Source organism: Phreatobacter sp. AB_2022a (assembly GCF_026847585.1).
Taxonomy (GTDB): Bacteria; Pseudomonadota; Alphaproteobacteria; order Rhizobiales; family Phreatobacteraceae; genus Phreatobacter.
Window position 1 is genome coordinate 1 of the sequence record NZ_JAPSET010000042.1, and the last position, 21,255, is coordinate 21,255.

General features: G+C 69.1%; 21 protein-coding genes and 2 pseudogenes. 6 read left to right on the forward strand and 17 right to left on the reverse strand.

The window, feature by feature from the left end:
• From OZ671_RS24415 to metW, 4 genes and pseudogenes are all read left to right on the forward strand, one after another.
• Positions 1 to 454: pseudogene (locus OZ671_RS24415) on the forward strand (helicase-related protein); the annotation flags it as partial.
• A gap of 18 nt (positions 455 to 472) precedes the next feature.
• Positions 473 to 853: an RNA-binding S4 domain-containing protein gene (locus tag OZ671_RS24420; protein ID WP_268863135.1), complete on the forward strand. Its 381-nt coding sequence runs from the start codon at positions 473 to 475 to the stop codon at positions 851 to 853.
• Between the two features lie 111 nt (positions 854 to 964).
• Complete coding sequence (gene metX / locus OZ671_RS24425) at positions 965 to 2,161, forward strand: homoserine O-acetyltransferase MetX (RefSeq protein ID WP_268863136.1); 1,197 nt, start codon at positions 965 to 967, stop codon at positions 2,159 to 2,161.
• Entirely contained in the window at positions 2,158 to 2,829 is a 672-nt protein-coding gene (metW, locus tag OZ671_RS24430) for a methionine biosynthesis protein MetW (RefSeq protein ID WP_268863137.1), read from the forward strand. Before metX ends, metW begins: the two co-directional genes overlap by 4 nt.
• Positions 2,830 to 2,872: 43 nt before the next feature.
• Here metW and OZ671_RS24435 read toward each other — a convergent pair whose 3' ends face one another.
• From OZ671_RS24435 to OZ671_RS24500, 14 genes and pseudogenes are all read right to left on the reverse strand, one after another.
• Entirely contained in the window at positions 2,873 to 4,072 is a 1,200-nt protein-coding gene (locus OZ671_RS24435; protein WP_268863138.1) for an aminotransferase class V-fold PLP-dependent enzyme, read from the reverse strand.
• Positions 4,073 to 4,096: 24 nt separating this feature from the next.
• Positions 4,097 to 4,876, reverse strand: a complete 780-nt coding sequence (locus tag OZ671_RS24440; RefSeq protein ID WP_268863139.1) for an SDR family oxidoreductase — start codon at positions 4,874 to 4,876, stop codon at positions 4,097 to 4,099.
• A gap of 53 nt (positions 4,877 to 4,929) precedes the next feature.
• The gene (locus OZ671_RS24445) at positions 4,930 to 7,617 is read right to left on the reverse strand and encodes a nitrate reductase (RefSeq protein ID WP_268863140.1); all 2,688 of its coding nucleotides are present in this window, start codon (positions 7,615 to 7,617) and stop codon (positions 4,930 to 4,932) included.
• Positions 7,617 to 8,825 carry an NAD(P)/FAD-dependent oxidoreductase gene (locus tag OZ671_RS24450; RefSeq protein WP_268863141.1) on the reverse strand — a complete coding sequence of 403 codons (1,209 nt, stop codon included), beginning with the start codon at positions 8,823 to 8,825 and terminating at the stop codon, positions 7,617 to 7,619. Before OZ671_RS24450 ends, OZ671_RS24445 begins: the two co-directional genes overlap by 1 nt.
• 10 nt (positions 8,826 to 8,835) lie before the next feature.
• The gene (locus tag OZ671_RS24455; RefSeq protein WP_268863142.1) at positions 8,836 to 9,639 is read right to left on the reverse strand and encodes an ABC transporter ATP-binding protein; all 804 of its coding nucleotides are present in this window, start codon (positions 9,637 to 9,639) and stop codon (positions 8,836 to 8,838) included.
• A gap of 10 nt (positions 9,640 to 9,649) precedes the next feature.
• The gene (gene ntrB, locus OZ671_RS24460; RefSeq protein WP_442957122.1) at positions 9,650 to 10,531 is read right to left on the reverse strand and encodes a nitrate ABC transporter permease; all 882 of its coding nucleotides are present in this window, start codon (positions 10,529 to 10,531) and stop codon (positions 9,650 to 9,652) included.
• A gap of 94 nt (positions 10,532 to 10,625) precedes the next feature.
• Complete coding sequence (locus OZ671_RS24465) at positions 10,626 to 11,945, reverse strand: CmpA/NrtA family ABC transporter substrate-binding protein (RefSeq protein WP_268863144.1); 1,320 nt, start codon at positions 11,943 to 11,945, stop codon at positions 10,626 to 10,628.
• Positions 11,946 to 12,327: 382 nt separating this feature from the next.
• Positions 12,328 to 12,930, reverse strand: coding sequence for an ANTAR domain-containing response regulator (locus OZ671_RS24470; protein WP_268863145.1), 603 nt, complete (start codon positions 12,928 to 12,930; stop codon positions 12,328 to 12,330).
• A 69-nt stretch (positions 12,931 to 12,999) separates the two neighbouring features.
• A complete protein-coding gene (locus OZ671_RS24475) occupies positions 13,000 to 13,758 on the reverse strand; it encodes an SDR family NAD(P)-dependent oxidoreductase (protein ID WP_268863146.1) in 759 nt (252 codons plus the stop codon).
• 65 nt (positions 13,759 to 13,823) lie between these two features.
• Complete coding sequence (tam, locus tag OZ671_RS24480) at positions 13,824 to 14,597, reverse strand: trans-aconitate 2-methyltransferase (protein ID WP_268863147.1); 774 nt, start codon at positions 14,595 to 14,597, stop codon at positions 13,824 to 13,826.
• A 109-nt stretch (positions 14,598 to 14,706) separates the two neighbouring features.
• A complete protein-coding gene (gene hutG, locus OZ671_RS24485) occupies positions 14,707 to 15,507 on the reverse strand; it encodes an N-formylglutamate deformylase (protein ID WP_268863183.1) in 801 nt (266 codons plus the stop codon).
• Positions 15,508 to 15,885: 378 nt separating this feature from the next.
• Positions 15,886 to 15,996: pseudogene (locus OZ671_RS24490) on the reverse strand (hypothetical protein); the annotation flags it as partial.
• Positions 15,997 to 16,030: 34 nt separating this feature from the next.
• Positions 16,031 to 16,255 carry a DUF4160 domain-containing protein gene (locus OZ671_RS24495; RefSeq protein ID WP_328286399.1) on the reverse strand — a complete coding sequence of 75 codons (225 nt, stop codon included), beginning with the start codon at positions 16,253 to 16,255 and terminating at the stop codon, positions 16,031 to 16,033.
• Positions 16,256 to 16,328: 73 nt separating this feature from the next.
• On the reverse strand, positions 16,329 to 16,865 hold the full coding sequence (locus OZ671_RS24500; protein WP_103169725.1) for an SH3 domain-containing protein: 537 nt from the start codon (positions 16,863 to 16,865) through the stop codon (positions 16,329 to 16,331).
• A gap of 185 nt (positions 16,866 to 17,050) precedes the next feature.
• Here OZ671_RS24500 and OZ671_RS24505 point away from each other — a divergent pair, with 185 nt between their 5' ends.
• The gene (locus OZ671_RS24505; protein WP_038302511.1) at positions 17,051 to 18,049 is read left to right on the forward strand and encodes a 2-hydroxyacid dehydrogenase; all 999 of its coding nucleotides are present in this window, start codon (positions 17,051 to 17,053) and stop codon (positions 18,047 to 18,049) included.
• A gap of 273 nt (positions 18,050 to 18,322) precedes the next feature.
• Here OZ671_RS24505 and OZ671_RS24510 read toward each other — a convergent pair whose 3' ends face one another.
• From OZ671_RS24510 to OZ671_RS24520, 3 genes are read right to left on the reverse strand one after another with little or no spacing between them, the layout of a single operon-like run.
• Complete coding sequence (locus OZ671_RS24510) at positions 18,323 to 19,111, reverse strand: HesA/MoeB/ThiF family protein (RefSeq protein WP_442957123.1); 789 nt, start codon at positions 19,109 to 19,111, stop codon at positions 18,323 to 18,325.
• Positions 19,108 to 19,704: a thiamine pyrophosphate-dependent enzyme gene (locus tag OZ671_RS24515; protein ID WP_268863149.1), complete on the reverse strand. Its 597-nt coding sequence runs from the start codon at positions 19,702 to 19,704 to the stop codon at positions 19,108 to 19,110. Before OZ671_RS24515 ends, OZ671_RS24510 begins: the two co-directional genes overlap by 4 nt.
• A complete protein-coding gene (locus tag OZ671_RS24520; RefSeq protein WP_268863150.1) occupies positions 19,701 to 20,249 on the reverse strand; it encodes a phosphonopyruvate decarboxylase in 549 nt (182 codons plus the stop codon). Before OZ671_RS24520 ends, OZ671_RS24515 begins: the two co-directional genes overlap by 4 nt.
• A 43-nt stretch (positions 20,250 to 20,292) precedes the next feature.
• Between OZ671_RS24520 and OZ671_RS24525 the strand changes: the two genes are divergently transcribed.
• Complete coding sequence (locus tag OZ671_RS24525) at positions 20,293 to 21,252, forward strand: NAD(P)-dependent oxidoreductase (protein WP_268863151.1); 960 nt, start codon at positions 20,293 to 20,295, stop codon at positions 21,250 to 21,252.
• The last annotated feature ends 3 nt before the right edge of the window (positions 21,253 to 21,255 follow it).

Here is a 21,255-nt window from a genome sequence, read left to right on the forward strand (position 1 = left end):
GCTGGTCGATGTCTGGCGGCCGGGCGGCCGCATGGATGGCGAGCGGCCGCCGCGCCGCGACTTCCGCCGTGGCGGCGAGCGCCAGGGCGAGGCAGGCCAGCGCCGCGATTTCAGGCCGCGCCAGGGCCAGGGTCAGGGCCGCAGCGACCAGCCGCGCAATGGCGAGGCTGGCGGCGAGAAGCGCGAGGGCGGCCAGAACCGTCGTCCGTTCCCGCCGCGCGACGGCGAGCAGGCCGCCGGCGGCCGTCCGCCACGCCGCGACTTCTCCAAGTTCAAGGACATGCCGCGCAAGGGTGGGGATGGCGACCGGCGCGACCGGCCGCAGCGCGAGGACCGCGCCGACTATCGCGGCATTCGTCCCGAGCAGGTGTCGCGCAAGGAGCGCGAGCCGGATCCGAACTCGCCCTTCGCCAAGCTCCTGGCCTTGAAAGAGGCCATGCAGAAGAAGAACTGATACCGGAGTTGCCAGCGCTTGAGCGAAACCGACAAGCTGCGCATCGACAAATGGCTGTGGTTCGCCCGCGTCGTGAAGACGCGGACCGCCGCGGCCGGTCTGTGCGAGGACGGTTCGGTCCGGCTCAACGGCCAGCGTGTCGAGCAGGCGCACAAATCCGTGCGCATCGGCGATGTCCTGACCGTCGGCCTGAACGGCCGGGTCAAGGTGCTGAAGGTCCTGGCGCTCGCCGAGCGGCGCGGTCCCTATAGCGTCGCGCAGCATCTCTACGAGGATCAGTCACCCGAGCCGCCGCGCGTCGAGCTGCCTTCGCCGGTCGCCGAGCGCGACGAGGGGGCTGGGCGGCCGACAAAGGCGGAGCGGCGCGCGATCGACCGGTTCAGGGACGGCGAGGGCTAAGCCGAAGGACGTGTCTGGCGTTCCCGTGCGATGGTTGCTATTGTTCGGAATAACGAACGAAATGACCGTCGTTCGGAACGCTAGCCGCCATCCGAGAATCGATCGCCCGCCATGGCCCGTGCCGCCCTGCGCTTTCCTTCCGACATTCTGGCGCGCCGTCAGGCCAACGAACCGGCAGGGCTCGTTGCCCTGTTCGGGTCGGACGAGCCGCTGCGCCTCGATTCGGGCCTCACTCTCAGCCCGTTCCAGATCGGCTACCAGACCTATGGCACGCTGAATGCCGAGCGCTCGAACGCCATCCTGGTCTGTCACGCCCTGACCGCCGACCAGCACGTGGCCAGCGAAAGCCCGGTGACCGGCAAGCCGGGCTGGTGGGACATCATGGTCGGTCCGGGCCTGCCGATCGACACCGACCGCTATTTCGTCATCTGCTCGAACGTGCTCGGCGGCTGCATGGGCACGACCGGCCCCGCCTCGACCAATCCGGCGACGGGCGCGCCCTATGGGCTCGACCTGCCGCTGATCACCATTCCGGACATGGTGCGCGCGCAGGCCATGCTGGTCGAAAGGCTCGGTATCGACAGCCTGTTCTGCGTGATCGGCGGCTCGATGGGCGGCATGCAGGTGCTGCAATGGGCGGCCGCCTACAAGGACCGGGTGTTCGCGGCCATGCCGATCGCGACGGCCGCCAAGCACTCGGCGCAGAACATCGCCTTCCACGAGGTGGGCCGGCAGGCGATCATGGCCGATCCGGAATGGCGCGGCGGCCATTATCTCGCCGCCGGCACGCGGCCCTCTTCAGGCCTCGCGGTGGCCCGCATGGCCGCTCACATCACCTATCTCTCCGACGCGGCGCTGCACCGCAAGTTCGGCCGCCGCCTGCAGGATCGCGCCGCGCCGACCTTCTCGTTCGACGCCGACTTCCAGGTCGAGAGCTACCTGCGCTACCAGGGCGAGGCCTTCGTCGAACGGTTCGATGCCAACAGCTATCTCTATGTCACCCGCGCGATGGACTATTTCGACATTGCCGGCGACCATGGCGGCTCGCTGGCCAAGGCCTTCGCCGGCACCAGGACGCGGTTCTGCGTGGTGTCCTTCACCTCCGACTGGCTGTTTCCGACAGCGGATTCGCGCCAGGTCGTGCATGCGCTGAACGCCGCCGGCGCATCGGTGTCCTTCGCCGAGATCGTCACCGACAAGGGGCACGACGCCTTTCTGCTCGACGAACCCGAGCTCTTCGCCATCACGCGCGGGTTCCTCGAGGCGGCCGCTCGCGCCCGCGGGCTCGCGGGGCGGCGCGCGGAATGAAGACCGACCTGACCATGACCGTGGCGTCCGGCGGCGTCCGGCCGGACTATCTGCATGTCGCAGGGATGATCGAGCCCGGCTCGAAGGTGCTCGATGTCGGCTGCGGCGACGGCGAGCTCCTGAAGCTGCTGCGCGACGAGAAGGGCGTCGACGGCCGCGGCATCGAATTGTCGCGCGAGGGTGTCAACGATTGCGTTGCGGCGGGCCTTGCGGTCATCCAGGGCGACGCCGACACCGACCTTGCCTTCTATCCCGACGATTCCTTCGACGTGGTGATCCTGTCACAGACGATCCAGGCGACGCGGGCGCCGCGCGTGGTGCTGGAACACATGCTGCGCATTGGCAGGCGCGCCATCGTCTCGTTCCCGAATTTCGGCCATTGGCGACTGCGCATGCAGCTGCTGACCCGCGGCCGCATGCCGGCGAGCGAGAACCTGCCCTATCGCTGGTACGACACGCCCAACATCCACTTCTGCACGATCCGCGATTTCGTCGACCTGGTGCGCGAGGTGGATGCGGTGATCGAGCGCTCGACCGCGCTGGATCTCGGCGGCCGCGAGGTCCGGGTCAACGCGCCCTGGTGGTTCTGGAACCTGTTCGGCGAACAGGGGGTGTTCAAGCTCAGCCGCAAGGGGCGAGCCGGCGGCGCGGAGGGCTCTTTCGGGTGAAGCGGACGCCGTTCGCGTCAAGAAAACGCGCAGGAACGGGTCCCTAAAGCGACCGGCAGAAGCTGATGAGCCGGTCGACCTCCTCGTCGGTGTTGTAATAGTGCGGCGAGGCGCGGACGAGCGGCGGCAGATGGCGCGCCTCGGCGTCGAGGCGGGTGCTCGACGGGGTGGAGGCGCCAATGGTGATGCCGGCCGCCTCGGCGGCGCGAACCACATCGGCCGCGTCCCGGCCATCGACGGTGAAGCTGACGATCGCCGAGGGATGGCGGCCGAGATCGCGCACGGTGACGCCGGCAATGGCGTCGAGGCCGGCGCGCAGCCGGCCGGCCAGCATGCGGCTGCGCGCCGCAATCCGGTCGAGGCCCAGCTCCAGCGCATAGTCGACGGCGACGCCGAGGCCCATGCGCGCCGCGTAGTTGTTTTCCCAGCTTTCGAAGCGGCGCGCGTCGGCGCGCAGCTCGTAGCGGTCGCGGGCCACCCAGACGGCGCCGAAATGGTCGATCATCGGCGGCTCGAGCCGGGTCAGCAGCGGCCGGCGCACATAGAGAAAGCCGGTGCCGCGCGGCCCGCGCAGGAACTTGCGGCCGGTGGCGGCCAGCATGTCGCAGCCGATCGCCTCGACGTCGACAGGCATCTGGCCGACGGCCTGGCAGGCGTCCAGCAGATAGGGAATGCCATGCGCCCGGGCGATGCGCCCGACTGCCGCGGCGGGATTGGTCAGGCCGCCATTGGTCGGCACCCAGGTGATGGCGATCAGCTTGACGCGCTTGTCGATCATCCGTTCGAGCGCGGCAATGTCGAGCTCGCCGGTCGGATCGCTCGGCACGACGTCGATGACGGCGCCGGTGCGGCGGGCGACCTGGAGATAGGCGACATAGTTGGCGCCATATTCGGCCTCGGCCGTCAGGATCCGGTCGCCCGGCCCGAATTGCTGCGCGTAGAAGGCCATCTGCCAGGCGATGGTGGCGTTCTCCATCAGCGCGATCTCGTCGGGTGCGGCATTGAGCAGCCGCGCGACCGAGCCGTAGACGCCGTCCAGCCTCGGCGCCTCCCGCTCGGCGGCGGCATAGCCGCCGATCTCGGCCTCGAGATCGAGATGCCGCTTCTGGGCCTCCAGCACGGCCCGCGGCATCAGCCCGGCGCCGGCATTGTGCAGATAGGTGCGGCCGGCGGCCGCGCCCGGCGTCGCGGCGCGGATGCGATCGATATCCAGCGGCGGCTTGTCCGAGGGTCGGTCTGACATGGGCGCCTCCGGTCCGTAAGTCTGTCAGTAGGTGCCGGGATATTGCCCGCCGTCGACGAGCAGGCTCTGGCCGGTGATGAAACCGGCCTGGGCGGAGCAGAGGAAGGCGATGGTGGCGCCGATCTCGGCAGCCTCGCCGAAGCGGCCGGCAGGATTCTGCGCGGCGCGCTCGGCCCAGATCTCGTCGAACGGCCGGCCGCTCATGTCGGCCAGCTTCTCGACGTGGTGGCGCTGGGCATCGGTCGCGACGATGCCGGGCAGGACATTGTTGATGGTGACGCCGCGCCTCACCGTCTGGCGGGCGAGGCCGGCCACGAAACCGACGAGACCGGAGCGCGCGCCGTTGGAGAGGCCCATTTCGAGCTGCGGGATCTTGACCGAACGCGAGACAATATTGACGATCCGGCCGAAGCTGCGGTCCATCATGCCGTCGACGGTCGCCCGCATCAGCGCGATCGGCGCGAGCATCATCGCATCGAGAGCCGCTATCCAGTCGGCGCGCGACCAGTCGCGGAAATCGCCCGGCGGCATGCCGTCGGCATTGTTGATGAGAATGTCGGGCGCCGGGCAGGCCTCGAGCAGCGCGGCCCGGCCGGCCTCGGTCGTCACGTCGCCCGAAACGGCGGCGACGGCGACGCCGAACCGGTCGCGGATGGCCGCCGCCGCCGCTTCCAGCCGCACCGGATCACGCGCCAGAATGGTCAGCGCCACGCCTTCGGCGGCGAGGCATTCCGCCGCCGCGCGGCCCATGCCGCGGCTGCCGCCGCAGACGATCGCCGATTTGCCATGCAATCCAAGGTCCATGGCCTGAAGTCATAAGGCCATGGCGCGCACTTGTCTCGTTCCGCGGGCGCGGATCAGGCCGGCTCCGCCGTTGCGCACGGCGCCGCGCCGATCAGCCGCCGGAGCTCCGGCCGGCAGGAGCCGCAATTGGTGCCGGCCTTGAGCGCCCGTCCGACCGCCTCGACGTCGGCGGCGCCGGCGGCGATCGCCGCCTTGATGGTTTCGAGGCCGACCGCAAAACAGGCGCAGATGACCGGCCCCCCATGCGCCGCGGCACCCGCCGGCCTGCCGGCCAGCAGCATCCTGCGCGCCGCGGGCGACAGAACCGCGGCGCCGAACTGGGTCTCGAGCCAATGCCATGACGGCCGGCCGGAGCCGGAGGCGAACATCACCGCGTCCAGCCGGGGCCCGTCGAAGATCGCCGCCCGGTAGAGCCCGCGGCCGGCGTCGATCACCTCGCTGATCGTGCCGCCGGGCGGCTTCAGGCCTTGCATAAAGACGGCGGCATCGAATGCGCCCTGTGCCGCGAAGACCGTGCCGACGCCGCCCGCTATCGCCGCGCGCGCCCAGCTCAGGCCGGCCGGCAGTCCGACCGGTCGGCGGGAGAGGATGAAGCCCTCCAGCCCCTGCGCCACGCGCCGGATCGCCGCCGGCGTCGACTTCAGCTCGGGCTGGCCCGAATGCGGGTCGGTCGCCGGCTGAACGAGCGCGCCGATGCGCGCCGTGCCCGCGGTCTCGCCGCTCCAGTGGATCGGCGCGAACAGCAGGCCTGGCGGCTGGCCCGCGTCGATCGCGACGCGCAGGGTCGCCCGGCCGTGCGCCGTCGCGATCTCGGCATAGTCGCCATCGGCGAGGCCCTCGACGGCGGCATCCGCGGGTGCCATGGCGACGACGGGTTCGACGGCATGGCGGCCGAGGGTCGGCGCCTTGGCCGTGCGCGTCATGCTGTGCCAGTGGTCGCGCAGTCGGCCGGTATTGAGCCGGTAGGGATGATCGCTGTCGGTCGCGGCGGCGAGAGCTGCCGGTTCGATCGCGACGAAACGGGCCCGTCCGTCCGGCGTGAAGAAGCCGCCCCGGGCGAAGAAGCGCTTGTCGGCATCATCGCCGACGGTCCGTACCGGCCATTGCACCGGCGTGAGCGCGGCATAACCGGCGGCCGAAACGGTGCTCAGCCCGCCGAGATCGAAATCGCGCGTACCGGCGTTCTCGAAGGCCGACAGGGCGGCATGCTCGCGGAACACCGCGGCCGCGTCCGGCCAGGAAAAGGCGGGCGCAAAGCCGAGGCGCTTGCCGACCTCGGCGACAATCCACCAGTCCGGCCGCGCCTCGCCCGGCAGGTCCAGAAAGGCGCGCTGGCGCGAGATGCGGCGTTCGGAATTGGTGACGGTGCCGTCCTTCTCGCCCCAGGCTGCGGCGGGCAGAAGGATCTTCGCGCCGGATCGGATCGTGTCGTTGGAGAGGACGTTGTCCGAGACGACGAAATGATCGAGGCCGCCGAGCGCCTGCCGGACGGCATCGGCGCGCGGCAGGCTGACCGCCGGATTGGTCGCCATCACCCACAGGGCCCTGACCTTGTGCGCCGCGATGGCGTCGAACAGCGCCACTGCCTTGAGGCCCTCGCGCCGGGCCATGCGCGGCGCCTGCCAGAACCGGCCGACACGGTCGACCTCGTCCGGCCCGAAGCCCATATGGGCGGCGAGCATGTTGGCGAGGCCGCCGACCTCGCGTCCGCCCATGGCGTTGGGCTGGCCGGTCAGCGAGAAGGGGCCCATGCCGGGCCGGCCGATGCGGCCGGTCGCGAGATGGCAGTTGACGATGGCATTGACCTTGTCGGTACCCTGCGCCGACTGGTTGACGCCCTGGCTGTAGAGCGTGACCGTCCGCTCGGTCGTGGCGAACCAGGAAAACAGCCGGTTGACGCCGTCGATCGGCAGGCCGCAGGCCGCGGCGGTCGCGGCAGCGTCGGGCGCGATCTGCCGCGCACGTTCGAGCGCAGCGCCGAAGCCGGCCGTATGGGCTTCGATATAGGCCCGGTCGAGCCCGCCGGCATCGGCGAGATGCACGAACAGGCCGGCAAAAAGAACCGAATCCATACCGGGGCGGATCGGCAGGGCAAGATCGGCTTCGCTCGCCGTTGCCGTCATCCGGGGGTCGACGACGACGATGCGCGCGCCGCGCCGCTCGCGGTTGGCGACCATCCGCTGCCAGAGGATCGGATGGCACCAGGCGGCATTGGAGCCGGTGAGCACCAGGAGATCGGCCTCGTCGAGATCGGCATAGCTGCCCGGCACGGTATCGGTGCCGAAGGCGCGCCGGTGGCCGGCGACCGACGAGGCCATGCAGAGCCGCGAATTGGTGTCGACATTGGCGCTGCCGAGAAAGCCCTTCATCAGCTTGTTGGCGACGTAATAGTCCTCGGTCAGGAGCTGTCCGGAAAGATAGAAGGCGATGGCGTCCGGGCCATTCTCGGCGAGCACGCGCGCGAAACCCTCGGCCACGGCATCGACCGCGGTCGGCCAGCCGACACGTGCGAAGGCGCCCGAGCGGCCGCGGATCATCGGATGCAGCAGGCGATCCTCGGTCGACAGCGTCTCGCCGAGGGCCGAGCCCTTGACGCAGAGCCGGCCCCGGTTGGCGGGATGGTCGGGGTCGCCCGCAATCTCGGTCCGGTCGCGACCAGGCGTCGCCAGGATGCCGCAGCCGACGCCGCAATAGGGGCAGGTCGTGGCGACCGGCCTTGCAGGGGACGAAGCGAGGCCCATCAGGCGGCCTCGGCGAGGTGCCGGCCGAAGATGCAGGTCTCGCGCCGGGGCCCAAGCCTTTCGCCGCGCCGGATCAGCTCGTGATACCAGAGGCCGTCGCTGGTCTCGCCGAACAGGACGGCGCCGGTCAGCACGTCGTCCTTGAGCACCAGCTTGCGATAGTGCGCGAGGCCCGGGTCGCGCCAGACGACGACCTCGCTGCCCCCGGCGCCGTCGATGTCGCCCGTGGAGAAGACGGGAATGCCCGAGACCTTGAGATTGGTGGCGGTGACCGTGCCCGAATAGGCGTCCGGCCGGCCGGCCAGGTGGCGCGCCAGCGTGCGGGCCTGCTCGTAGGCCGGCTCGACCAGGCCGTAGCAGAGACCGCGATGTTCGGCACATTCGCCGATGGCGTGGATATCGGGATCGGAGGTCGTCAGCCGGTCGTCGACCACGATGCCGCGGCCGGTCGCGAGGCCCGCGGCCTTTGCCAGCGCGACATTGGGCGTGATGCCGACCGCGGCGACGACGAGGTCGGCGACGAGGCGCCGGCCGTCGGCGAGCCGCACGGCCCTGACGGCCTGCTCGCCCTCGACCGCCTGGGTATCGGCGCCGAGCAGCACCGCGATGCCCCGCGCGCGCAGGGCTTCGGCCAGCAGGCCTGCCGCCTCGGCGTCGAGCTGGCGCTCCATCAGCCGGTCCATCAGATGGACCAGGGTGACTCTGGCGCCGGCGCTGGCGAGGCCGTGAGCGGCCTCGATGCCGAGAAGGCCGCCGCCGATCACCACGACCCGCGCCGCGGCGGTGACCGACGCCAGCATGGCGGCGACATCGCCGCGGTCGCGGAAGGTGAGCACGCCCGGAAGATCCATGCCGGGCTTCGGCAGGCGGATCGGCGCGGAGCCGGTCGCCAGCACCAGCTTGGCAAAAGGCACCGAGTCGCCGCCGGCCATCGCGACGCGCCGCCGGGCGACATCGATTGCCAGGGCCTGCCGGCCATAGACCAGCGTGACTCCCTGCGCCTGCCACCAGGCGCGCGGCTTCAGCTCGATGTCGTCGGGGCCGACCTCGCCGGCGAGCAGCGAGGAGAGCAGCACCCGGTTATAGGCGAGCACCGGTTCGGCGCCGATGACCAGCACCGAATAGCGTCCGAGGGCGTGGCGGCCGAGCTCCTCGACGAAGCGGGCGGCGGCCATGCCATTGCCGATCACCACCAGCGGTTCGGACATGACGGCGGCCTCACGCGGCGTCGATGAAGGCGTGGCGCTCGTAGAGGAACTTGAGCACCGCCTCGCGCGCCCGGATATAGGCGGGGTCGGCGACCAGCTCGAGGCGCCGCCTGGGCCGCGCCAGCGGCACGGCGAGGATCTCGCCGATGGTGGCGGACGGGCCGTTCGTCATCATCACGATCCGGTCGGAGAGCAGCACCGCCTCGTCGACGTCATGGGTGATCATGATCATGGTGTTGCCGAGCGCGGCATGGATCTGCATGACCTGATCCTGCAGATGCGCGCGGGTGAGCGCGTCGAGCGCGCCGAACGGCTCGTCGAGCAGCAGGATCTTCGGCTCCATGGCGAGCGCCCGGGCGATGCCGACGCGCTGTTTCATGCCCCCCGAAATCTCGGCCGGCCGGCGGTCGCGGGCATGCGCCATGTGCACGAGCTCCAGCACGTGCAGCGTCCAGTCGTGCCGCTCGCCGCGCGATTTGCGCGCCGCGAAGACCTTGTCCACGGCGAGGCGGACATTGTCGTAGACAGTGAGCCAGGGCAGCAGCGAGTGGTTCTGGAAGACCACGGCGCGCTCGGGGCCGGGGGCATTGACCTCGCGGTCCTCGAGCAGCACGGCACCGGTCGTCGCCGGGGTCAGGCCGGCGATGATGTTGAGCAGGGTCGATTTCCCGCAGCCGGAATGGCCGATGATCGAGACATATTCGCCCTTGTCGATGGAGAGCGAGACGTCGCGCAGCACATTGTTGCCGGCGCCGCCGCGGGCAAAGGTCTTGTCGACCGCTTCGATCGACAGATAGGGGAGCTGTCGCGCCATGACCTCGTCCTCAATTGGCGGCGGTGCCGCGGGTGACGATGGTGGCGAGGCCGGCGATCAGGCGGTCGAGGACGAAACCCACGAGGCCGATATAGACCAGCGCCACGATGATGTCGGGCAGGCGCGAGGAGTTCCAGGCGTCCCAGATGAAGAAGCCGATGCCGACGCCGCCGGTCAGCATTTCCGCGGCGACGATGGCGAGCCAGGCGAGGCCGACGCCGATCCGCAGGCCGGTGAAGATGTAGGGCGCCGCCGAGGGCAGCATGATCTTCCAGAAGAATTCGAGATGATTGAGCCGGAGCACGGCGGCGACGTTCCGATAGTCCTGCGGGATGTTGCGGATGCCGACGGCGGTGTTGATCAGCACCGGCCAGATGGCGGTGATGAAGATCACGAAGATCGCGCTCGGATTGGCGTCGCGGAAGGCGGCGAGCGAGATCGGCAGCCAGGCGAGCGGCGGCACCGTGCGCAGCACCTGGAAGATCGGATCGAGCCCGCGCATGGCCCAGGTGGACTGGCCGATGATGGCGCCGATGACGATGCCGGCCGCTGCGGCGAGGCCGAAGCCGATCGCCACCCGCTGCAGCGAGGTCAGCACCCGCCAGCCGAGGCCGATATCCTGGCTGCCGTTGACGAAGAACGGATCGAGGATCAGTTCACCGGCTTCCTTCCAGACCTGCGAGGGCGGCGGCAAGGTGGCGCCGCGCCCCGAGCAGAGGATCTCCCAGACGAGCAGGATGACGAGGAGGGTGACCAGCGGCGGCACGACGGTGGCGAGCAGGGCCGTCATTTTCGGCTTCAGCCGCGCGGCGAGGCTCGGACGGGCGGCGGCGGGCAGGGCGATGACGGTTGCACGCGTCGGCGCGGCAGCTGGCGTGATGGCTGGCGGCATGACCGGGATCTCGACGGCTTTCAGGGCGGCACGCGGCATGGAGGGCATCTCCGGAACGGCCGCCGGCAGGGCGGCGGCATGAGGGACGGGCCGCTCAGACCTGGGCGCGCTTGATCTTCAGGGCGCGCAGGTAGTCCGCGGGATTGGCCGGATCGAAGCGCATGCCGTCGAAGAAGGTCTCGACGCCGCGGGAATCGGTGGCCGGCGCATTGGCGATGCCGAGCGTCTTCGCCGCCTCGCGCCAGAGATCGGCCCGATTGGTGCGGTCGACCAGGGCCCGGATATCGAGGCCGGGCTCGAAGCGGCCCCACCGGATGTTCTCGGTGACGAACCAGGCGTCGAGGCTTTTCCAGGGATAGGAGACCTCGCCGGCCTCGCCCCAGAACTTCATGCGCAGGTTGGAGCCGGTGACGGTGCGGCCGCGGCCGTAGTTGATGTCGCCGCGCAGCCGGCCGTTGATGTCGTTGACCGGCACGTTGAACCACTGGCGACGGCCGACGATCTCGGCGAGCTCCTGCTTGTTGTCGAGCCGATCGCACCAGATCTGGGCCTCCATCACCGCCATCATGATGGCCTGCGTGGCCTTGGGATTGGCGTCGACCCAGTCGGCGCGCATGCCGAGGATCTTCTCGGGGTGCCTGAACCAGAGCTCGCCGGTGGTGAGCGCGCTGTAGCCGATATTCTGGTTGACCAGCTGCTCGTTCCACGGCTCGCCGACGCAGAAGCAATCCATGGTGCCGACCTTCATGTTCGCCACCATCTGGGGCGGCGGCACGGTGATCACCTTGATCTCGTTGTCGGGGTCGATGCCGCCGGCCGCCAGCCAGTAGCGGATCCACAGGTCGTGGGTGCCGCCCGGAAAGGTCATGGCGGCGGTCAGCTCCTTGCCCTGGGCCTTCTTGCGCTCGAAGGCGGCTTTCAGGGGCGAGGCGTCCTGGCCGACGGGTAGGTCGCGATATTCGTTCGAGACCGATATCGCCTGACCGTCCTCGTTGAGATTGATCAGCGTGTACATCGGCAGGGGCTGGCCGTTCTGCATCACCTTGCCGGTCGTGTAGAGATGCGTCTTCGGCCGCAGGATGTGCCCGCCGTCGATGCCGTTGGCCTTGGTGCCGAGTGCCATGTTGTCGCGCGTCGCGCCCCAGGATGCCTGCTTGGCAATCTCCATGTCCGGCACGCCGTGCTTGGCGTAGAAGCCCTTTTCCTTGGCGATGATCAGCGGCGCGGCGTCGGTCAGCGCGATATAGCCGAGCCGCGTGCCCTTGACCTCGGGTCCGGCGCCGGAGGCGAAGGCGCCGGCGGGCAGGGCCGCCTTTGCCGCGGCCAGAAGCGCGGCGGTCGCGGTGCCGCGCTGCAGGAAGGCGCGCCGGTCGAGCCCTTTGCTCGTGCCCGCTCTTTCGTGTCTTCCGGTCATTGCTGCTCGTCTCTCGGCTCGACTTCGGGTCCCGGGCATGAAAAAACCGCCGACCTCCGTCCGATGCCGCCGGCGGCGCCGAAGCGCCCAGGGCAAGGAAACGTCTGTCAGCGGCGTTGCTGTCGTGCCCGGCTTTGGGCGGCGCCCGTCCGGCGTCGGCCGGGCAAGGCCAGACGATACAAGGACCGTGCCAGCCCCGCAGCCCGTGGATTCGCCGGTTGATTCCAGGGCCTTGGCGGTGCCGTGTCGGCGCAAGACGTGCCAGGCGGGCTGGAAACGCGCTGCCTGAGGCTTTCGCAGCATGCCGATTCATTGTGCAGTGCAAAGTGCCGATGGCACCGAGCCTCGGCCTGAAGATCAGCCGCGGGATCCGATGGACCGCTCAGCCGAGCATGTCGAGGCCGGTGACGACGGCGGCCGCGATTTCGCCGATCTTGCGCTTTTCGTTCATGGCGCGGCGGCGCAACTGGGCATAGGCCTCCTCCTCGGAGATGCCCTTGTGCTTCATCAGCAGGCCCTTGGCCCGGTCGACCAGCTTGCGGGCCTCGAGCGCCGCGCGCGCCTCGGCGAGCTCGGCTTCCAGCCGTTGCTGAGCCTCGAAGCGGGCCATGGCGAGATCGAGGACCGGCCGGATGCGCTCCTTCCCCAGGCCATCGACCACATAGGCGGCGATGCCGGCGGCCACGGCCCTTTCGGTCATGCCGGGCGGCGACCGGTCGACGAACAGGACGACCGGCCGGCGGATCAGCTTCGCGACCTCGAAAAGCTGTTCCAGCAGGTCGCGCGCAGGATTGTCGAGCGCGATGACGACCCTGTCCGGGCGGATCTCGCGGAGCCGGGCGAAGAGGTTGGTGAACGTCTCGAGCCGCACGATCCGATTGTGGCCGGCCTCGCCGAGACCGGCCGCGATGGTCGCCGCATGCGTGCTGCTCTCGCTGACGATGGCGGTGGTGAGGATGTGGTCTGCCAGGGACGCCTCCCGCACGGCCGGCGGTGGTCGCAGCGCCGGTCGAGGCCGTCCCAAGCAGGTTTCGGGCCAGGCGGTCCGGCAGGCTCAGTAGACCGCGCGCCCGCCGGATATGTCGAACACCGCGCCGGTCGAGAAGGCGCAATCCTCCGAGGCGAGCCAGGCGATCATGGCCGCCGCCTCCTCGACCGCCAGGAAGCGGTTCATCGGGATCTTCGACAGCATGAAATCGATATGCTGCTGGCTCATCTGGTCGAAGATCTCGGTCTTGGCCGCCGCCGGGGTGATGCAATTGACCAGGATGCCCGCGGTCGCCAGCTCCTTGGCGAGCGATTTGGTGAGCCCGATCAGGCCGGCCTTGGAGGCCGAATAATGCGAGGCGTTCGGATTGCCCTCCTTGCCGGCGATGGAGGCGATGTTGACGATGCGGCCATAACCCTTGGCCAGCATCAGCGGCACGATCGCGCGGCAGGTGAGATAGGGTCCGATCAGGTTGACGTCGACGACGCGGCGCCAGGTGTCGGGGGCAAGCTCCCAGAGCTTGCCGTTGCCGCCGGTAATGCCGGCATTGTTGACGAGAATGTCGATGCCGCCATGGCGGGCGCGCGTCGCCTCGGTCGCCGCGGCGACCGAGGCTTCGTCGGTCAGCTCCACGGTATGGACGGAAAGGCCCGCGCCGGCCTTGGCGCCGAGCGCGGAGGCGGCCTCGTCGAGCCTTGCGGCATCGATGTCCCAGAGCGCCACCGCCGCGCCGGAGGCCAGCATGCGTTCGGCGCTGGCATAGCCGATGCCGCGCGCGCCGCCGGTGATGACCGCGGTGCGGCCGGCAAGATCGATGCGATTCATGGATGTTTCCTCGTGAAGGACCGGGCCCTCTCAGTGGGGCGCGGGCAGAGCTTGAGGCCAGGACCTCAGCGGGTCGCGACGATGAAGAGGCGCGGGAAGGCCAGAAGCACCTTGCCGTCGCTGGCCGGCGGATAGTGGGGGGTGATCGCCGTCCGGTAGGCGGCGAGATAGGCCTCGCGCTCGGCGGTCTCGAGCAGGGCCAGGAACGGCCTCAGTCCCGAGCCCTTGAACCATTCGACGATGCCGTCGACGCCGTCGAGCGGGTGGTGATAGACCGTGCGCCAGACGTCGACGCGCGCCACATGCGGCTTCAGCACGCTGTAGTACCAGGATGGCGAGCCGATCGGCGTGCGGCTCGCCTCGGCAGCGGCGAGCTTGGCCGCCCAGGACCCGGAACGGGCGACCTCGCGCATGGCGACGTGGCTCGGCTCCTCGAGATTGTCGGGCATCTGGATGGCGAAGCTGCCGCCTGCGGGCAGGAGATCGGCCAGCCGCGGCAGAATTGTTGCGTGGCCGCCGATCCATTGGAACACCGCATTGGAATAGATGATGTCGACGGGCGCTGCGGGATTGGGCCGCCATGTCGTGAGGTCGGCCACCTCGAAGCTGATATTGCGCAGTCGCGCGCGGGCATTGGTGACCATGTCGGGCGAGGAATCGATGCCGACGATCTCCGCCTTCGGGAAGCGCTGCAGCAGCAGCTCGGTGGTATTGCCCGGGCCGCAGCCGAGATCGACCACCCGGCGCGGGTCGTGGGTCGGCACCGCGGCCAGCAGGTCGCGCGCCGGCCGGGTGCGTTCGTCCTCGAATTTCACATATTGCTTGGCTGACCAGTCCATGGCGGGCCTCCTGGCCGGCAGTCGAGCACCGGCCGGTCGCTTTGCCAAGCCCGCAGGCCGTCCTCCGTCACGGGGCACGCATGCGCTGGCGCTGCGGCCGCGCTGCCGGTCAGGCCTTCAGTCCGGCGGCGGCGGCGAGGATAGCCGCGACGATCCGGTCGAGATGGCGCTCCGTCGCCGCGGCGACCTCGGTCGCGAAGGTCCAGGGCGGGCTCTCCAGCATGTAGGCGGACTGGGCGAGCTCCATCTGCACCGCGTGCACGCCCCGTTCCGGCGCGCCGTAGTGGCGGGTGATCCAGCCGCCCTTGAACCGGCCATTGGCGACGAAGCTGAGCCCGGAGGTCTTGGCCGCGCTCACTGCGGCGTCGGTGATCGCCGGATCGCAGGCGCGGCCGTCATTGGTGCCGATGTTGAACACCGGCAAGGTGCCGGGAAACAGGTTCGGCACGACCGAGCGGATCGAGTGGCAGTCGTAGAGCACGCAATAGCCGTGGCGGATGCGCGTCGCTTCGATGGCCGCCGCCATGGCGGCGTGGAACGGCTCGAAATAGACCCGGCGGCGACGGGCGATCTCGGCGGCATCCGGCTCGGCGCCGTGGCGGTAGATCGGCTCGGCGTCGAAGGTCGTGGTCGGGCAGAGCGTCGTGGTGTTCTGGCCCGGATAAAGCGAAACCCCCGAGGGATCCCGGTTCACGTCGATGACGAAACGCGAAATGTCCTGGCGCACGATGGTCGCGCCGGTGCGCTGCGCGATGCCGGCATAGAGCTCGCCGATCCACCAGTCGGTGTCGGGCACCGAGCGGCCGAGATCGTTGAGCGCGACCGAGACCTCGGGCGGAATCATGGTGCCGACATGCGGCTGGCCGAGGACGAGCGGGCCGTCGCCGGCAATGACGGTGACCGGGTTCATGGGTTGCGTATCTCCCGCTAATCGCGCCTCGGCCTTCGCCTTGAAACGCCCTGCAGACAAGCCGGCTGGATCGGCATCGTCAATGGAGCGGGTCACCCCGTGATCCGCAGACACCGTGCCGTGGGACCGGTGGTAGTTCTTTGCCAGCGTCGGGGCAACCCCGTCGGTTTCGAACGCGATCGCGGCTTCGCCACATCTTGGCGACGGTCGCTCGTGGTCTTGGAAATCCGCGCCTTCTGCGTGTCCGCTTCCGCACTGACCGATGCGACGATTCAGGCCGCGCGGGGGTTCGGCGGCTTCGGTCGTGTCTGGTCGTTTCGGCCTGCCTGACAGGAGACCCTCGATCGAGATGTCCTCGTCGAGATCGTCCCAATGAAGGCCTCGTGTGCCGATTCGGACGGCGTCGCGCTGCTGCGAGCTCGCATTCAGAAGACGGGGAAACCAGGCCAAAGCACTCCGAGGCGCCGGCCATCGGAGAGGTCGATCCACATGCTGTCGGCGTCGAATGCGACGCGTTCAGCCTTCACCAAAGGAATTCATTCCGGGCCTCCGCTATCGCATCGCGGCGCTGTTCGACAACGCCCAGCAGGCTTCGGAGCGTCTTGGCATTGAAGCCGTCATTGTAGGCGAGCTGGACCTCCGGCCATAGCCAGAATTTCGCTTCCACGCCGTCCCCGTCGACATGAATATGCATCGGTCCGCGCGGATTGCCTTCGTTCGAATAGAAGAAAAAGCGAATCGCGCTCAGCGCAAAACAACGGGCATATGTGCTTCCGCGTGCCGGCGCGGCTCACCGGCAACGATCTCGCATGATCAGCCGCTCAGTCGATCTGTTCGTTCGGATAGACGCCCCAGAGCCGGTTCTGCTCGATCCAGCCGTCGAAACCCTCGCCATAGAAGCGGCACCAGGTGCGGTTGCAGGAGCGCACCTGGCCCTGGACATTGGCCTCGAGCCGCGCGACGACACGGCTGCCGCCCGCGCGGTCCATCAGCGGCACCAGCTCCGTCTCATGGCCGCGCTGCGCCTGCACGATGCCGGTACGCTTGCCCGACAGCATCGAGTGGAACACCCAGGTCTCCGTGCCGTCGCGATCGCGAATGCGCCGCCAGTTCTCGAATTCGGCGGTCACCTCCACCGGCAGGCCGGCACGCTGGTAGATCCAGACGACCTCGTGGTCGCGCGTCGGGCCCATGCGGGCATTGACCCGCTCCGACTTCAGGCTGACGAAGCGCGGCACCGGCAGACGGGTCTGCGAACCCAGCGAACCCGTGATCTCCGCCGCTTCGAGGCGGGACGGTCCGGCGAACAGGCTCAGGGCGAGGGCGACGAGGGCCCAACCGGCAAAGGCATGACGCATACGCAACTCACACAAGCTATGCGCGACCGGCCCCGTCCAAAAGACAGGCCAACGGCACGGATCCGACCGCTTTGTCTCGGCCGGGCCTTCTGATAGAGAGAGCCCGACGGACCCCAAGTCTCGCCCAACAGGGTTAAAACTGATTTGACGCGGCGGCCGGAACAGGTGAATCGAGGACTTAAAGGATGGCGATCCGCAAGAAGCCGCTCGTCGTCGTGACGCGCAAGCTGCCGGAAACGGTCGAGGCGCGCATGCGCGAGCTCTTCGAGACCCGGTTGAATGTCGACGACTCCGCCATGAGCCAGGACGACCTGGCCACCGCGGTCAAGGTTGCCGACGTCATCGTACCGACCGTCACCGACCGGATCGACGCCGCCCTCCTGTCGCAGGCCGGTCCGCAGCTCCGGCTGATCGCCCAGTTTGGCAACGGCGTCGACAATATCGACGTGGCGACCGCCGTTCAGCGCGGCATCACGGTCACCAACACGCCGGGCGTCCTGACCGAGGACACCGCCGACATGACCATGGCGCTGATCCTCGCCGTGCCGCGCCGGCTTGCCGAGGGCCTGGAAGTGCTCGAGCACGGCGAGTGGCACGGCTGGTCGCCGACCTGGATGCTCGGCAAGCGCATCCATGGCAAGCGCCTGGGCATTATCGGCATGGGCCGCATCGGCCGGGCGCTTGCCAAGCGCGCCAGCGCCTTCGGCATGCAGATCCACTATCACAACCGTCGGCGTCTGCCGGAAAAGATCGAGCAGGAGCTGTCGGCGACCTATTGGGAGAGCCTCGACCAGATGCTCGCCCGCATGGACATCGTCTCGGTCAACTGCCCGCACACGCCGGCGACCTACCATCTCCTGTCGGCGCGGCGGCTGAAGCTGCTCAGCAAGGATGCCTTCATCGTCAACACCGCCCGCGGCGAGATCATCGACGAGGTGGCTTTGACGCGCATGATCGAGGCCGGCGATCTCGCCGGCGCCGGGCTCGACGTGTTCGAGCACGAGCCGGCGGTCAATCCGCGCCTGATCAAGCTTGCCAAGGCGGGCAAGGTGGTGCTGCTGCCGCATATGGGCTCGGCCACCGTCGAGGGCCGCATCGACATGGGCGAGAAGGTGATCGTCAACATCAAGGCCTTCATGGATGGCCACAAGCCGCCGGACCGCGTGCTGCCGAGCATGCTCTGACGCGGCCGTTTCGCGTCTTTGGCTCTGTGTGGACGGGCCCGGCATGCAAGTCGGCCGTGGTTCGAGGCTCGCTGCGCTCGCACCTCACCATGAGGTAGGCAGAGAACGGCAGAACACTTGCTCCGGCACGCAAAGGGCGGAGTTTTCGAACAAAGGACGCTGATACAATCCCCTCGGCGCGCGGGCCTCGAAGGACGGCCGACCTCCATGGAGGAGGCATGACCTGAGCCGCTCGAACACCAAGGTCGAGCGGCAACCGATCCGCGCGATGCATCACGCTGGCGCTTCGGCTTTTGCGCCGCTCAGCGGATTGTCGGGATCCCAGCGGTAGCGGATGGTCTCGAAGCGCATGTCGCGCATGTCGATCATCATCAGCCGGCCGACAAGGCCCTGGCCGAAGCCGACGATCTCGCGGATGACCTCCAGCGCCATCATCGCGCCGACCACGCCGGCGAGCGCGCCGATGACGCCGACTTCCGAGCAGGTCGGCACCATGCCGGGCGGCGGCGCATCGGGAAACAGGCAGCGATAGGTCGGATTGGGCGTACCGTCGGCACCCTTTTCATGGCCGCGGATGGTGGTGAGCGTCGCGTCGAACGTGCCGATGGCCGCCGTGATCAGCGGCTTGCCTTCGTGGAAGCAGGCGTCGGACACGGCATAACGCGTCGAGAAATTGTCCGAGCCGTCGGCGACGAGATCGTAGCCGCGCACCAGTTCGCGGGCATTGGCCGCGGTCAGCCGGGCGATATGGGCAACCACCTCGACGTGCGGATTGAGCCGGCGGATGGCACCGGCCGCGCTTTCCGTCTTGAGCAGGCCGAGGTCGGGGGTGGCGTGGATCACCTGGCGCTGCAGATTGGACAGCGACACCGCATCGTCGTCGACGATGCCGATCGTGCCGACCCCGGCCGCTGCGAGATAAAGCAGGAGCGGCGCGCCGAGGCCGCCGGCGCCGATGACCAGAACGCGGGCCCGGCCGAGCTTCTGCTGGCCCGGGCCGCCGATCTCGCGCAGCACGATGTGGCGGGCGTAGCGTTCCAGTTCCTGAGGCGACAGCATCAGCCGATCGGCAATCCCAGGGCCTGCCGCACCCTGACCCTGATGGCATGGCCGTCCCGCGTCGGCAGCACGCGTTCCGTCTCGGCTCGGTCGATCGCGACGACCGCGACCATGGGGCCTTCGCCGATGGCGCCGATGCGGCCGGCGAGCCGCCCGACCTCCTCCATATCGGTGATGCGCCGCGTATCGGCAATGCCGCAGGCCTGGGCGACCGCGGCAAGATCGGTGCGGACGGTATGGCTCGCCTGGCCGCCGGTTTCGCCGTAGAGGCCGTTGTCGAGCACGACGATGCTCAGGTTCTTCGGCTGCTGCAGCGCGATGGTGGCGAAGGAGCCCATGCCCATGAGCATTTCGCCGTCGCCGGTCACGGCAACCACCGGCGTCTTCGGGCGCGCCAGGGCGAGGCCCAGCGCCATGGCCGCCGTGCCTCCCATGGCGCCCCAGAGATAGACGTTGCGCGGGTGGTCGCCGGCGGCTGCGACGTCGTAGGTCGGCGACCCGAGGCCGGTTACGACCAGGAGATCGTCGCGATCGGCGAGCAGCCGGGCGACGACGGCGCGCCGGTCGAGCCGGCTCGAAGGGACTGCATCGCTCATTTCACGAAGACCTTGGCGCCGATCAGTTGCTGGGCGAGGAGGACGGCTACCGCATTGCCGCCCTCGAAGGCCATGCGCGCGGCGGCCGCGGCGGTCGGGCCGACCTCGGCCGGCGTTGCGGCGCGCAGGACGTGCACGCCCATCAGGCGGAAGGCGTCCGCTGTCGCCGTGCCCATCGGCACCTGCCAGGGATTGAACTCGCCCCATTCGCCGCGCATCGTCACGAAGGTGAGGAACGGCCCGCCCATATTGCGGACGAGCGAGAACATGTTGACGCAGTTGCCGACGCCGGAGGACTGCATCAGGAGGCAGGCGCGGTCACCGCCGAGCCAGGCGCCCGTCACCAGCGCGACGCCCTCTTCCTCAGTCGTCAGCGCTATGCCCGTCATGGCCGGGTCGGCATGGACGGCACGGATCAGCTCGGCATGGCCGCCGTCGGGCACATAGGCGACCTGCCTGACATCGGCCGCCTTCAGCGCGGCGAAGAGATCGGCGGGCCAGCCGTCGGGCGAGACATGCGCAGGCTGGGGATGCGGGGCGTTCATCGGCTCGTTAGGCTCTCTTGAGGCAAGGCTCGGGACAGCCACGATGGCGCCCGGCGCGACCCGAAACAAGAGTGGCAGCGGGAGGACAGGCATGACCGTCGGATTCATCGGGCTCGGACGCATGGGACGGGGCATGGCCTCGAACCTCCAGACCAAGGGCTTTCAGCTCGTCGTGCACGATGTCGCGGAAACGCCGATCGTCGCGCTCGAGGCGCTCGGCGCCCGGCGCGGCACACCGGCCGCGATCGCCGCGGAAGCCGATATCGTGGTCACCATGCTGCCGACCGGCCGCGAGGTCGGCGAGGTGGTGCTGGCGCCGGGCGGCGTCCTGGACCATGCTCGCCCGGGCACGCTGATCCTGGACATGTCGACCATCGATCCGGACACCACCGACCGGCTGCACGCCGAAACCCGCCGGCGCGGCATGACCGCCGTCGACGCCCCGGTCGGTCGCCTCGCCTGGCATGCCGACCGCGGCGAGAGCCTGTTCATGGTCGGCGCGGATGAGGCCGACTACCAGCGCGTTCTGCCGCTGCTGAAGGCCATGGGCACCACCATCCACCATTCCGGCGGCCCAGGCGCGGGCACGCGCATGAAGCTCGTCAACAACTATCTCGCGATCATCCTCTGCCAGCTCAATGCCGAGGCGCTGTCGCTGTCCCAGCGGTTCGGGCTCGACCTCGCCCGGACGCTGGACGTGCTCTACGGCACGACCGCGACCAATGGCCAGCTCAAGGTCAACTGGCCGAACAAGGTGCTGGCCGGCGACACCGAACCCGGCTTCACGATCGATCTCGCCCACAAGGATCTGTCGCTGATCGTGCAGGCGGCCAATGCGGCGCGGGTCCCGGTGCCGGTCGCGGCCGCCGCGCGCGAGGCCTTCTCCACGGCACGGGCGCGGGGCTACGGCCAGAACGACTTCTCCGCCATGGTCGACGTGCTCTGCGACATGGCGCAGATCGAGCGGGCGCGGCTGCCGGACGGTTACAAGCCGCCGGCCTGACGG